This window comes from Dictyobacter arantiisoli, assembly GCF_008326305.1.
In the GTDB taxonomy this organism is placed as follows: domain Bacteria; phylum Chloroflexota; class Ktedonobacteria; order Ktedonobacterales; family Ktedonobacteraceae; genus Dictyobacter; species Dictyobacter arantiisoli.
This window is the reverse complement of record NZ_BIXY01000080.1, coordinates 19,136-33,809: the sequence shown is the minus strand read 5'-3', so window position 1 is coordinate 33,809 and position 14,674 is coordinate 19,136. Positions and strand designations below refer to the sequence as shown.

Here is a 14,674-nt window from a genome sequence, read left to right as displayed (position 1 = left end):
GTCGGGCTCGTGAGCGTATCGCCCGGCGCGGCCATTGCGGTTAACCGCCCCAACCCATCATACTGAAAGGTCGTGGTTTGTCCATTGGCGTCTTTGGTGGCCAGCAGCCATTGTCCATAGCCGCCCGTATTGCTCGCACTGTAGCTATTGGTTGATGACTGCTTCTTCGCATTGCTCACCGTCACAAGATGGGTGTCAAAACCATCATAGGCAGCACAGGCGCTATAGGTCGTGGACCCCGACCCGCTGGTACAGCCGAGATGATTGTCGGCATCGATGGCCGTCGTGGCATTGCCCGACGCATCATAGGTGGCCTGGTTGACGATGAGACTTCCCGGTGCCACACAGCCATCGGTTGGATTGCTGTACCCGGTATGATCTTCCGTTCTGGTCACATCAGGCAAGGAGGGGGGCGCATTGTAACTACTGCTCCCACCATAGAAGTTCACATGACAGCCATATTGGGTGCCTGAACTATCCTGTGTGGTCGTGCGTCTCGGCAGATCGGTCAGATAGACCGAACTGGTATCGTTGGGATAATACGAGGTAAAGGAAATACAGGAATAAAAAACCATGCTTTGCAAATACAAATTTGCGATACTTGAAGAACCTACCATACACAATGGGATTCTCGATGGATCTCATCGGCGAACGTAATCATGAAATTTGGCGCATAAACGCATTGCCCGGAATATATTCCAGGCTTATAGTTTCAGTTGCCAGACAATAAACATGAGGAACGTGTAAACCAGGCCAATTATGAGTCCTCGCCGAAAGAAGAGAAACCATTTGCGCCACGCCGTTCCGGGTGATTTGGGATTTCCGCGGCGATGGAGACGCTTAAGAAGAAACGTTTCTTCAGTTTTATAGAGCAGTGAAAATAAAAAAATGACCCAATAGAGCATTAGCGCTGATAGGATGTAAGCTCCAAAATCTGGACCTCCAAAGTTGAAGATAGCTAGAATAGCATAGAAACCAGAACCTGCATAACCGCCATAAATAGGGACGGCTTTTTTTCTTCGTGCACTTTTATACATCCGATACTCACGTTTGTTGGCCTCCGTCTGTTCGAAATCGTCTTCATCAGTAACCATAATCTTCTCTCTCCGGCTTACCTGTCTCGCGTCAAGAAAAAAAGAAGATAGACAAAACACTATACCTCATCTTCTCTTGAAAAGACTCTCCATTCTTAAAAAGTGTACACCAGTTGCTACAAACTTAACTGCTCCTCAATACGTTGTGCAACCAAATACGCCATTTTTCTTCCTGCATGCCATCGTATCATCCAGCCTTCTTTTGAGAAACCTTTAATCTCCATAGAGGTTTGATCCTCAGAATGCCTCCGTAACTGAACAGTCACGAGAACCGGATGCGCATTCATCAATCCTGTTGAAAGGAGCAATTTTATCTCGCAATTGCTTGATTCCGCTACCTGGCTTCTTAATTCATCTGTATACTCTAAAATTATATGAGTACCATTCCTGGGAAAGAGGGAACGAAAGGATCTATCACCCTGAGTAGCAGTCCTGACATCGATCAACTCCCCTTCAGTATCTGCAAAGGCAAACATCATATATACGGCTACGTTGAAATCTACATCTACAGTGGTCGAGATAATGTATATCTCGTTCGCATTCAAGTATCTGGTGACCCATGCACTACTATATTTAGTAAGTTCACCAACAAAAAAAGATGCTCCAAATTGAACTAAAATATCTTCATCTTCTTTCTGGATCTCTTTTCTTGCTACCATCTTTTCTTCAGCGAGAACTCTCCACGGGAGAACGAGAGGTACAGATTGTTTTTTGGCAATACCAAGTTTGTGAATACACATAACAGAAACCAGAAACCTTTCACTCTTTGATAAAGGGAAGGCTGTGTCCTGCATAGAAACAGCCTTCCGCCCACAAATACAACGTAATTATGAATATCGCAACGACAACTATGTTCTCATGAGCATCCCTTTATCAAGCCATGGCTTCATGCTCATCGACTACTATCTCACGCTTCCACAACAAACGCAAGTAAATCGAGAATGTCTTACATATATCCTCCAGTGATTGCAATAGAATTATTCACGCAGGCTCTACCAACTATGTAACTATCTCACTCACTGCATATTGCCCCGTTATAGAACTAACTTATTTTATATGTTCAATCCTTTACACCAATCATCCGCCAAATTATCTCCAAATACACCTCCATAGTATCCGCCACCAATAGCTCCAACAGCAGCTCCAACGACTGCACCAGGAGGTCCAGCTATTAATTCGCCACCAATAGCACAAGCTGGTGAAAACTGAGAAGCAAAAACCATAGAACCAACTGTCGATAAAGTTCCATGCATCAGACCAGCACCAATAGCCTTTCCAACATCATGATGCTGATTATAGTCAGCCATTCCACTGGAAATGCCATCTACAAAAAAGCCAACACCAGTCAAAAAATTACTAACACGATCCAACTTAGATGCCGCATCTTCAAAACCTTTTCCCAAATCTTCAGCAGCCTGCGCTCTTGAGGATAGATTTCGGGTACTTGATTGCGACTTACCAAGCGTCTCCTCCGCTTGACGTCGTATGTAATCATTTTCCCCTGGATTTCCATCATTATAAGTTCCGTTATTTGTTGCTACATTTCCCGCTATTTCAGCATTTTTTTTAGCCGAACTAGCTGCGGCAGTCACATACCCTGTTATCCCATTATTCGCATGCGTCACACCTGCAACTGACGATGTCCACCAATTCCCAAAAAGGGGAGATGCTGGAGGAAGATCAACCGGTGGATAAGTTAACAAAGGGATGGGACCATATACAGGAGTCCAAGAATCCCCCCAACCATAACCGATGACCATGGGCGGAGTATTATCATTGGCAACATATGTGGCATGATTTCCCCCAGAGGATGTCCATGAACGATCTCCTTGCCCATCCATACGAAATTGACCTGTTGGATCTGTCAGTGTTTCTGGATTTCCACTCACGTATGCATATGGATCATCTCCATTAGCATTATTTTCAACCCCATCAACACTGATGAAACGCCCGCTTATCGGATCATAATAACGAGCATTGTAGTACAATAGCCCGGTCTGACTATCCAGACGCTGTCCAGTAAAATTGTAAGATGTTGGCGTTGAACCATCGCTATACAATGTCCCTCCAAAAGGTGAAAACAGCTGCACGGCCTGCACAGACCCATCTGCGTAGAGCGAGAGGCTCATACTGCCGAGGAAATCCGGTACCAAATAGGAGAGGATACCATCTTTACGCATCGCGACTTTCTGCCCGCCAGACATGTAATATTTGGTGGTCGAAGTTCCCCCTGCATTAATACTAATCTCAGTGTAGTTATCAAATGTGATAGTATCCGTTGGGTTACTACCTCCCGTACTTACACGTTGCAACACACGATTACCTGCATTGTCATAGAGGAATTGATCGCTGGGCATTGACGCTCCAGGTGCTGTCCACGAGGCGAGGCGCCCTTCATTATCATAACTCATCAATGCTCCACTTTGAGTGGCATCGCAACTGTGTGTTGAGCCTGTTGTAGCGTCCACATTGCGACAAGTCATGTTCCCCATAGCATCATAACTAGCATACTGATTGAGTACCTTGTTCAACATTGTGGCTCCATGAACAGGGGCGGTGCCATAAGTTTCCGTACCTGCAGGGCCACTCGTTAGACGATCCAGAGCATCATAGCTGAATGTTTGCTGATACGGTGCAATGGTGGTGCCATTGGAGTTTAAGCCACAATGATCTCCTCCCGTCGGGGTTCCGGTATCGCCGGCCCACACCAGACGATTGAGCGCATCATAGCAGAAGGATTGGGAAATAGTCTGGCTACCACCCGCAATAGTAGGAAGCGTGGTGCTTAGATTGAGCGTATTGCCGACGTTGTCATAGGTCTTCGTCTGACTCCAGAAGGTGCTGCCATTGCGCGTGGCATTACTGGTCACGGGACGATCAATGCCATCATAGGTCGCACTGGTCGAGAAGACAGCAGTTGGCAGCGATGCTTTGGCTGCTGATCCACCTAAGGCCAGGCCATCTATCTGTCCGTTGTTGGTATATGTAGTCATACCAACCAGGAAGTTGACGGGATCAGTGCTGCTGGCATCGCCAAAGTAGGAGGAACGAAAGTAGCCATTACCATCATATTGTGCAGTTAATTCTTCCCCATCAGGATACACTAGCGTAGTTTGCTGCCCCATATCATTATAAGAAGTACTCACCGTTTGGGTGGTGGTCGTTCCATCGGCGGTGACCGTCAACCCGCTCTGGTCGGCCTGGCCCCGCTGATTGTAGCCGCTACAGCGCGATCCATTGCCAGCGCTGGCACTGAAGGTTTCCGCCGTCTCTTTGCCAATCGGATCGGAGGCGTAGGAACCGCTGGGAGCCACACAGGTGGAGGGGAACGTCACGCCAGGATTGCTGGTGTTGTCATAGCTGTCATAGAAGAAGGTCGCGTAGGCACTGCTGCTACAGGGCGAAACCGCTGCGGATGTGGTGCCTTTACAGAGTGCTCGGTTGAGCACATCATAGCTCACATAGGTACTCTGCCCACGAGGATCCTGTTGACTGAGCACGTTGCCGTTGCGGTCGTAGTTGTACTTCCAGGCCGTATCGCTGCTACTGCTACAGCCAGCGGGCAAGGGAGTATTCGTACAGGAACCGGAATCTGCGTCATTGAGTCCCGTTTTGCGTCCCACACCATCGTAGGTGGTCGTCTGGTAGGCAACGATGTTCGAGGAGGCATCAAAGGTATCGGTTGAGTACAGGTTGCCCACCGTATCGCGATTGTATTGAAGGGTGCGCACCGTACTATAGGGACTGCCTGATGCGCCCGTGCCGCTAAAGAGTTGATCATAGCGATGGCGCCCTAAGGCATCACTATAGCTGATCTGCTGATGATTGTAGGCATCCAGGGTGATCGTTCGCTCAAAGGGCGTGGTGGTATCGCGCGAAAAACTGGCCAATCCATTACCGAGTTGATAGGAAACGGTGGTCGTTAACACAATCGTTGAGGCATCTTGATAGGTGACCGATCCCAACGAACGTCCCAATCCATCGTAGGTCGTGAAGGTGCGCGCCTGTGAGAGGTTCGGCGTCACATAGCCCGTCCCACTCAAAGCAGACACTGCATACGGCAAACTCTTGGTGGTGGCTCGCCCCATACTGTCATAGACAGTATAGCTCACCAGCGTCGAAGGCACTTTGGGAATCTTCGAGAGCAGATTAGGTCCTGGCGCTTTCGTTTCTACCAGCCGTCCCTGCCCATCGTACCATTGCTGCGTCGTGATGGTCTGACTGCCCCCACTGCTTTGTCGCGTCGTGGTATCAATTTCCAGACAGGGGGCCGTCGCTCCCGCCGTACAGGTGTTGTTGTAGGTATAAGAGACAGTCGGGCTCGTGAGCGTATCGCCCGGCGCGGCCATTGCGGTTAACCGCCCCAACCCATCATACTGAAAGGTCGTGGTTTGTCCATTGGCGTCTTTGGTGGCCAGCAGCCATTGTCCATAGCCGCCCGTATTGCTCGCACTGTAGCTATTGGTTGATGACTGCTTCTTCGCATTGCTCACCGTCACAAGATGGGTGTCAAAACCATCATATGCAGCACAGGCGCTATAGGTCGTGGACCCCGACCCGCTGGTACAGCCGAGATGATTGTCGGCATCGATGGCCGTCGTGGCATTGCCCGACGCATCATAGGTGGCCTGGTTGACGATGAGACTTCCCGGTGCTACACAGCCATCGGTTGGATTGCTGTACCCGGTATGATCTTCCGTTCTGGTCACATCAGGCAAGGAGGGGGGCGTGGTAAAACTACTGCTCCCACCATAGAAGTTCACATGACAGCCATACTGGGTGCCAGAACTATCCTGGGTCGTCGTGCGTCCCGGCAGATCCGTCAGGTAGACCGAACTGCTATCGTTGGGATAATAGGTAGTATCCGAGATATATTGCTGGCTATTGACATCATTGGCGGTGACCGTCACCTTATTGACGTTGCCATAATCATAATTGCTGACATGGCTCGATCCCTGATTATCCCCATCATAACTATAGGTCGTGGTTTTATGGACCGTATTGCTATCCGTCAAATGCGTTGCATCGGTTGCCCCATCCACCTGATAATTATCCTGCTGGGTGACGCGAGGATCACAGACCACCACCGGATTCGTTTGATCCAGCTCGCTAAAGAGATAGGAAGTTCCTGGATCATACATTCCACCGGAAGTTCCCGCTCCCACGCTCCCTGCCACGCCGGAAGGGGGACAATTCAAGCTATAGATCCACTGGCTATCCTGCATCAGCTTCCCATCGGAGCTATAACTTTGCACCTCTTTTGGCCGACCAGCCAGCGCAGGGTCTCCATTCCAATAGGGAGCAATACCACAATGGTTTGTTGTTCCATTGTTAAATTTATATGCACAATTTTTCGTTTGAATACTACTGGTAGCGACTCCCAACCCGGGGGTTGAGTAGAAGGTGTATTGCTGATAACTCTGATCGGGCTGTGTGACCTGCGCACTGGCAAAACTCATGAAATGCACATTGTAGTAGTCCGCATAATCGTTATCGTTAATATCGCCCCAGGTAAAGCCTTGCCCACACACACTCTGGGTGAGACACATCGTTGCATTGTTAATAAACTTGCTCATCTCGTACTGATAGTTCCAGGTCGATGCCACTCCATTGGTGGTCGTGGTTCGTGAAGTGACCACAATACGACTCCAGGCACGATAATCAGCCTCATCACAGGGATAATTGTTCTCCTGTCCATCACAGGAAAAGGGACTAAACGTATCCATTGTCTGGCCAGAAGGAACATACACCCCATACGTATTATTGCGCGCCTCTTGCCAATTGACACTTTCATTCCAGCCCATGCCATTGTCGATGGTCCTGAGGTAATAGCCATTGTAGGTTTGAGACCACAAATAGCAGCCATTATTCTTGTTCCACGACGGCCCACAATTGGTTGAAGGGGTTGCATAATACGACAAATCTTCATAATGTTCCGTCTGCTTGGTGTAGGTCATGGTCGTCACCGGCGCATTCGAGGATGAACCGGTCTGCCCCGAGCCAGTCGCCGTTGCCGCTCCCAGTGTTTGAATCCTGGTGAGATTCAAATATCCGGCAATGCCCTTTTGCTGCCCCGTGGCGGGATCCTGGATCTGCTGATGAATGCCCTGATCGTAGGAAAACACATACTCACGGAGCACACTGCCAAGCGTTTCGACTTTGATGTCATTCAAGACATAGCTATTGACCACTTTGGGAGCGGTGAGGCCACCGGAGGCATCAACGGGATCATCACAGCGAAAAGTGGTCGAACTCCAACCCGCACACCCATCAGAATTGGTCGGGTTCGCCACCTTTGTGCTGGCATCAAAGACGATTTTTGTCAGAGGATTCCAGGAACTGCACTGCGCCACTGGTGATGTCCCCGATGGCACACTATGGCAAGAAGGATCATCATACTCAATGGTGGAAATGACTGCATCCTGGACCCCATTGGCAGGCCAGATCCGTTGGTAGTGCACGCGGATCTGATTGCCATAACGATCCACAATCGCATCGAGATCCCACCGGTAGGGACTGGAGGCATTGTTGGCATCCAATGCCGATTGACGAGAGTCACTGGTGCAGCCAAATTCTTCCATCGTGCCATTGGGCAACCAGACCTGCCAACACGGTTGACTTCCGTATTGAATCTCTTCAATTTTGTCATGGCTCTCAGGAGCCGAATGCCAGGTAACTGGCAAGGCACTGAGTGCAGGATTTGGACTCGTTCCCGCCGTCGTATATCCAAGATCAGGCGGAACGAGTTGTCCACTCACGCCACTGGGATCATTGATTGTCCAGATATTTTGAATCTCACGATTGGCAGGATCAACGTTTTCCTGACTCCAGGTAATCGACCCTAATCCCAGGTTCCACCCTTCTCCCGTCCAGGGAGCAGCCGCCTGCACATTAGTCGTCTCATTCACAGAGCCACTCCCATAATTGAGAGCCAGAGATGGAGCCAGACCACCCGGACCAGATGGAACGCTGAAGGGATACTGATAATCGAGCGCTCCAGAACTCATGCCAACGTCCGTGTTCTGCGCTTGCCCCCAACTCGCCTGGGGTGCCTGCGTATTAAACGTAACGATACTGGTGGAGGCTGCAGCCACAGATGGGGTGGTGGCAGTTCCCGCCACCGATGATGATCCTTGCGTTGTCTTCGCAGGTGCTTTCTGAGACAAGGTAGAAGGATCCTGTAAGCTTGTGGAAATGCTCCAGGAAAGCGATCCTGTATCTTTTGCGGTCCGAAGCAACACAGGCGCACTATTTGATGCCTGTGGCGTCGCCGACGCGTTGGATGTCGTCGTAGAGGCTGCAGATGTTGGTGTCGTTGGTGTCGTGGTCGACGAAACATTTTGCCACAATATATCCAACGCCTGCCCTTTTGCCAACAATGATTGTTGTGCAGGAGCCAGATGATAGCGCAGGGTCAAAGGATGTGCTAACACCAACGTGGTCAAGGGGTGTTCAGTCGCATCCAACAAATGCAGTTGATAAGTGCCAAATATCAGACGACCACTCGCCTGGCCACCTGATGTACTCGACGTCTGCACAATTTTCAGGGAAATCTTTCCGCCGGCTGCCTTGATCTGCTGGGCCGTCACGGTATTGGCAGGGATCCCAACAGAGACATGCCCATCTTTACTCACCAACGTTTGAGCCTGCGATGTCAACACAAACTCCACCGGAGCAGCTACCCGTGAATCAACCACCTTTCCGACGGCTGGACGATTCGTGTTGGTATGGGTACTCAATGCTCCCACCAGCGTATGGGGAACCGCCTTTGGAGTATGTAACCAGGCAGGCAACGAGAGAGGTGGATTAGGATTAGAAGACACGTGCTTGGCATTGGGGAGAACCGCCGCCAGGGCGTCCAATGACGTGCCAAAGATTTGAAACACCATGAGAAAAAACAGCAACCATGGAGCGATAAGCCATGGTGAACGATGGCGACGTCCATTTCGCCGTGAAACAGACCTATATGCATTCCTTGACATACACATCCAATTTCTTCAAAGCGCCTGCACAGCCGCAAAGAAGCAACACATGCGAATGTGCGCAGGCGGCAAATATGGTATTGAGCGAGCGTTGGCTCACACTACCAGAGAGAGGAAGTATCATATCATCATCATTGACCGATAAGACAATCCTGATCAAAAAATAATCATGTAATACACATGCGAAATTAAGTATAAATGGAAATATTGATGCATATCAATAGGAAAGATTCTCTTTCTTCTCTTCCGCTATAAGATTATACAGAGAGAAGGGCTGATTACAGCCTCCTTTGTGCTTGCATAAAGTGAGAAATGTATTGACAAGATAGAAAGATCCTGAACTCTTTTTGTCAAAGAAACAGAAAAAAAAGAAATGCACCCAATTCACTCACCAGGGATAGTAACAAGTCTTCAAGACATGGAAACGGGGTGAATAGCACATCTCTTACGCTTCTTGCGTGGCACAGAGCGGAGACCTTTCTGAACAGCTCAGGCATCTAACCACATTCCATCATGAAGTGATAGATATACCTTAGCTTTTCCTCAATCGGATGTTTTACCCTTGACTTTTCAAATAATGTCCCTGTATAGTTACACAGGAAGAGAAGAGAGATTACACTAGAGCAAGAAAGAAAAAGAAGGGCATGAATATTGCATGATAAACAATTATTTATTTATACAACCTTTTTAGGCTTTGTAGCGCTTTCATCTCTTCTTACTTGCAACATTGCTGATACTTTTCATCGAAAAGTGAGGTAATGTCATTATTTCGTGCATGGAAAAGGAAATAATACCCATTATGATGTGTACACAAGGACGTCGGCGCTTGCGCAGAAACCCGCACGAGCGCACACGAGCACATACGAGAACCACACGCCTGCTTACTCTATTCTGTCTTTGCACCCTCATCACGCTCTTCAGCGGCATCATTACACCTGGACAGATGGTCAGTGCAGCATCCACACATGCGAACGGAATCGCTCCTACCGCGGCACAACGCGCAGCCACCATTCGTCACGCCCTCAAACAGAGAATTCACGTGCTTCATCATCCAAAGGCACTGTCGTCTTCCAGCACACCAAAGACCGCCAAACAGAATGTCATCCTGCCAGCCTACAATAATGCTGGCTCCAGCAACGATAGCAATCCTAACGAAGGGAGCTTCGATGGAAATAACAGCTATTCTGTCCAGGCCCTGCAAGGTACTGGATTGCTTCCTGGTCAGAATTTCACCTTCAGCAACGTCACCTTCGTCTGGCCTAATGCCGCCGCAGGCACTCCCAACAATTATCTGGTGAACGGGCAAGTCATTCCTGTCGCCCCATCCATCGCTGGTGCCGCCAACCTCGGCTTTCTTGGGGCTTCGACGAACGGGAATGCCTCCGGCAATGCGACCGTGACCTTTACCGATGCCACCACCCAAACATTTTCGCTGGGACTCAGTGATTGGACGCTGGGTGGCAATCCGCAGTCTACCCCGGCCTTCAGTAATCAAATCGCCGCAACCATGACGTATCGTAATACGCCAGTCGACCAACAGACCATCACCACCTTTTTGTTCAGTGCCCAGCTCGCGCTTCCCGCTGGCAAAACCGTCCAAAGTGTCACCCTTCCAACCACCACCTCCTCCGGCCAGATGCATATTTTCGCCGTCGGGATCAGTGGACCTGCCTACAACAATACGGGCACCAGCGATGATGCCAGTCCGACATCCGGCAATTTTGATGGCAGCACGAGAAGTTATTCGGCGCAAGCGCTCCAAAGTGCGGGAGTCAAGCCTGGATCAACCATCATCAATGATGGCTTAAGTTATACCTTCCCCAATGCTGCTCCGGGCACCGCCAACAACTACACGAGCAGCGGACAAATCCTGCCAGTGGTTTCTGTCCCGAACGCCGTCACGCTGGGTGTACTTGGGAGTGCCATCAGTGGAGCAAGCTCAGGAACGGCTACCATCACCTTTACCGATGCCTCGACCCAAACCGTCACCCTGGGATTCAGTGATTGGACGCTGGGTGGCAATGCACAGACCCCGCCCTCCTTTGGCAATCAGATCGCCGCGACCATGAGTTATCGCAATACAGCAGGCGGCAAACAAACCGTCTCCACTTTTTTATTTAGCACGGAATTCGCAATTCCCGCTGGCAAAACCGTGCAAAATCTCACCCTTCCCACCGCCAGCACACCTGGTCAACTCCATATCTTTGCTATCAGCACACGTGGAGCCTACAATAATATCAGTACCAGCGATGATGCCAATCTTACATCCGCCAATTTTGATCTCCATACCAACGGTGGCAATAGCTATTCTGCCCAGGCATTACAAAGCCAAAACATTCTTCCGGGACAAAGTGTGGTGAGTGATGGCATCTCCTACACCTGGCCCAGTGCACCTGCCGGGACGCCCAATAATTATCTCGCAGCCGGACAAACCATTTCCGTAACGCCTGTCGCCAATGCCACCACCCTTGGCTTCCTGGGATCCGCCACCAACGGCTCAACCTCCGGAACTGCGACAATTACCTATACCGACAATTCCACCTCCACCTTCACCCTGGGTCTCACCGATTGGGCCACGAATCCGCCCGTCTCTGGCAACCTGCTTGTGGCGACCTTCCCGTATCTCAATCACGCCGCGGGTCAACAAACCACAACCAACTATCTCTATGCCACCGAAACCAGTCTTGCTGCTGGCAAAACCATTCAAAGCGTCACCTTACCCAGCATCACCGGACAACTGCACATCTTCGCCATCGGCACCCGCTCATCGTATAATAATATTGGCATCAGTGATACTGCGAATACACATGGTGCTGATTTCGATGGTTTTGGCAGAAGCTATGCTGCCCAGGATTTCTCAGACCCAGTCAGTGGGATGGGATGGAATCCCGGTGATACCCTGATCTATAACGGGATGAATCTCATCTGGCCCGCTGCCCCTTCCGGGCAAGCCGACAATTACCAGACCAATGGACAAACGATTGCGATCACACCTGTGGCGAATGCTGACACCCTCGGCTTTGTCGGAGCCTCCACAGGAGGAGCCACCGCTATCACCGCGACCATCACGTATACCGACAACTCCACCTCCACCTTCCAGCTGGGCATGAGCGACTGGACATTAGGAAATAATAGAGTCGCTCCATCCTATAATAATCAACTCTTTGCGCTCCTCACCCACCGCAATCTTGCAAGTGGGCAAGAAAACCTTGACACCTATTTATTCTATGCTGAAACAACGATCAGCGCAGCGAAAGTCGTCAAAAGCGTCACGCTCCCGGCGGCCTCGACCGGAACCCTGCACATCTTCACCATTGGAACCCGCGCTGGCAACGGCTATCCCAATAACATTGGCACCTCAGACGAAGCGGACTCCACAGCCTTCGCCAATTATGATGGACAAGGCGATACATATTCGTTACAATCCTTGCAAAACGATCACATCACGCAAGGACAGCCCGTCATCGTCAATGGCATCTCCTATCTCTGGCCCGCCAGCTACTCCGTCATCCCGGATAACTATCAAGCGGCCGGACAAACGGTTGGAGTGACCCCTGTCGCCAATGCCACCACGCTTGGCTTCCTGGGATCGGCCACCAACGGTTCAACCTCGGGGACGGCAACGATTACCTATACCGACAATTCCACCTCCACCTTCACCCTTGGTTTCACTGATTGGGCCACCACGCCAGCCGCGTACAGCAATACCCTGGTCGCCAGCATGCCCAATCGCAATACCTCCACCGGGTCACAAAGTACGAAGACCTATCTTTATGAAACCGAAACCAGCATCCCTGCTGGCAAAACAGTCCAGAGCGTGACCTTGCCCAGCATTAGCGGACAACTGCACATCTTCGCCATTGGAACGCGGGCAGACCAATATAACAATGCGGGTACCAGCGATGATAGCACGCCCTATACTGCCAACATTGATAACGCGAATAATAGCTACTCAGCGCAGGGACTCAAAAGCATCGGCTTGGCGCCTGGACAATCCATCAGCGTCAATGGGATGGCATTCCTCTGGCCCAATGCTACGGCTGGTTTCTTTGATAATTATCAAGCGCATGGGCAAACCATTGCTGTCACCCCGGTTGCGAACGCAACGACCCTCGGCTTCCTGGGAGCAGCTACGGGAGGAGCCACGTCTGGTTCTGCAACCCTCACGTATACCGATCACAGCACCCAAACCTTTACATTGGGCTTTGCCGATTGGAATGCAACCTCTATTACGTCACTCCCCTATGGGAATAGCATCGTAGGGACCATGCCTTATCGCAATACGCCAGCCGGGGCAAAAACGATCAACACGTATGTCTTTGCAACCACTATCACGCTCCAAACCGGGAAAACACTGCAAAGCGTCACCCTCCCATCCACCACCAGCCCAGGTGCCCTGCACGTCTTTACCATCGGAACCAAATAAACTCAAAGCAAACAAGGCTGCTGCGTAAGTAACGCAACAGCCTTGTTTACCATCTCCGCATCAAAAGACTACCCTTTTCTCTTCAGAGCCAACATTGATTCACAATTATATAAATGATCTTCTGTTATCCACTACTGAGGACCAGTGGTTATTGTGCTCACCTGGGCCTACCTCTATTAGAGCAAGTCATGGTATCTTAACTCAGCCAACCGACGGAGGCCACGAGGTCACACTGCCGAACGAGGCATACACGGCACGCGCCGCCTCATCGACCGGCAAAAGTGCCGAGACCGCTGGATAGCTTTTGCTGCTGACGGAGACATGCATGTGCAGTATGCGTATGGGGAGCATCTCGCCGGTTGTCGCCATGCGAGCAAGCACAATCTTTGGCGGCGCATCCTCCTGCCTGGTGGCTTCTCGCGCCTTGTCCCAGTACTCTTGAAAGTCCGCGATATTATCACAACACTGCTTCACGAATTGCTGATACCAGGCATCGCACTGGTAGAGCAAGTTCTTCTGTTTGAAGAGCTGAACACCATAAAGCGCGTGTTTTTGCCACAGGGCGCGTGCTTCTGCATTGAACGTGGAGCGTGCCCGAAAATCCGGGCGAAAGAGGAAATAAAGCGTATTGCGCTGATGCGGTAGAAGCGTATCGAGAGGAGGCAACTCAAGGAGGCGTAGCAAGAACTCGTTTGCAGCCTCGACCTGGAACGTGTGCGTGACAACCATTGCCGGATAGGGCAACATCTCCATCAGCTGTTGCGCATGCTCCAACGCTCGCTGCAACTCATCGCCTTCCAACGCTGGCTGTTCAGGCAGATATTGTGCTGCCAGCAGTAAATCGTTGCGCTCACTCAGGCTGCATTCCAGATAGTCGGCAATAGTCATAAGCATTGAACGGCTCGGCAATCGATTGGAACGTCCTATCAGCCAGTTTTTATAGGTCGGGCAGGCTTCATCATTGAGTTCTTGTTGCGTAAAACGCTTCAACTGAGGATGGCTCTTCTCGCGATATTGCTCCTGGCGAGTGATCCGCACCGCTTCAATTGCACCGAGAAGTTGACCTAAGACATGCACATGCTCTTTTGAGAATGCACTATCCTCTTTTAGCGCAGATATTTGTAATGGCATCTTTTCCTCATACAATTCGCTATCGATCCCATATGAAAGAG

The 14,674-nt window shown here is 50.4% G+C and carries 6 protein-coding genes; 1 reads left to right on the top strand and 5 read right to left on the bottom strand.

The features are described 5' to 3' along the window. The 4 genes from F1593_RS21315 to F1593_RS21300 all read right to left on the bottom strand — a co-directional run. Positions 1 to 617 (bottom strand): RHS repeat domain-containing protein (locus tag F1593_RS21315; protein ID WP_149403589.1); only part of this gene is annotated, 617 nt, incomplete at its 3' end. 87 nt (positions 618 to 704) lie between these two features. Next, positions 705 to 1,094 carry a hypothetical protein gene (locus F1593_RS21310; protein WP_149403586.1) on the bottom strand — a complete coding sequence of 130 codons (390 nt, stop codon included), beginning with the start codon at positions 1,092 to 1,094 and terminating at the stop codon, positions 705 to 707. 116 nt (positions 1,095 to 1,210) lie between these two features. Beyond that, positions 1,211 to 1,888, bottom strand: coding sequence for a hypothetical protein (locus F1593_RS21305; RefSeq protein WP_149403585.1), 678 nt, complete (start codon positions 1,886 to 1,888; stop codon positions 1,211 to 1,213). A gap of 258 nt (positions 1,889 to 2,146) precedes the next feature. Then, a complete protein-coding gene (locus F1593_RS21300) occupies positions 2,147 to 8,983 on the bottom strand; it encodes an RHS repeat-associated core domain-containing protein (protein WP_172632326.1) in 6,837 nt (2,278 codons plus the stop codon). Between the two features lie 892 nt (positions 8,984 to 9,875). On the opposite strand from F1593_RS21300, the gene F1593_RS21295 reads away from it, so the two are divergent. Next, a complete protein-coding gene (locus F1593_RS21295; protein WP_149403583.1) occupies positions 9,876 to 13,502 on the top strand; it encodes a beta strand repeat-containing protein in 3,627 nt (1,208 codons plus the stop codon). A gap of 201 nt (positions 13,503 to 13,703) precedes the next feature. Here the strand turns inward: F1593_RS21295 and F1593_RS21290 are convergent, their stop codons facing one another. After that, on the bottom strand, positions 13,704 to 14,633 hold the full coding sequence (locus F1593_RS21290; RefSeq protein WP_149403582.1) for an MmyB family transcriptional regulator: 930 nt from the start codon (positions 14,631 to 14,633) through the stop codon (positions 13,704 to 13,706). Positions 14,634 to 14,674: the final 41 nt, after the last annotated feature.

What these genes read in the sequence shown, in the direction of transcription:
- F1593_RS21310 (WP_149403586.1), bottom strand. Translation starts at nt 1,094, where the DNA reads ATGGTTACTGATGAAGACGATTTCGAACAGACGGAGGCCAACAAACGT.
- F1593_RS21305 (WP_149403585.1), bottom strand. Translation starts at nt 1,888, where the DNA reads ATGCAGGACACAGCCTTCCCTTTATCAAAGAGTGAAAGGTTTCTGGTT.
- F1593_RS21300 (WP_172632326.1), bottom strand. Translation starts at nt 8,983, where the DNA reads ATGGTGTTTCAAATCTTTGGCACGTCATTGGACGCCCTGGCGGCGGTT.
- F1593_RS21295 (WP_149403583.1), top strand. Translation starts at nt 9,876, where the DNA reads ATGATGTGTACACAAGGACGTCGGCGCTTGCGCAGAAACCCGCACGAG.
- F1593_RS21290 (WP_149403582.1), bottom strand. Translation starts at nt 14,633, where the DNA reads ATGCCATTACAAATATCTGCGCTAAAAGAGGATAGTGCATTCTCAAAA.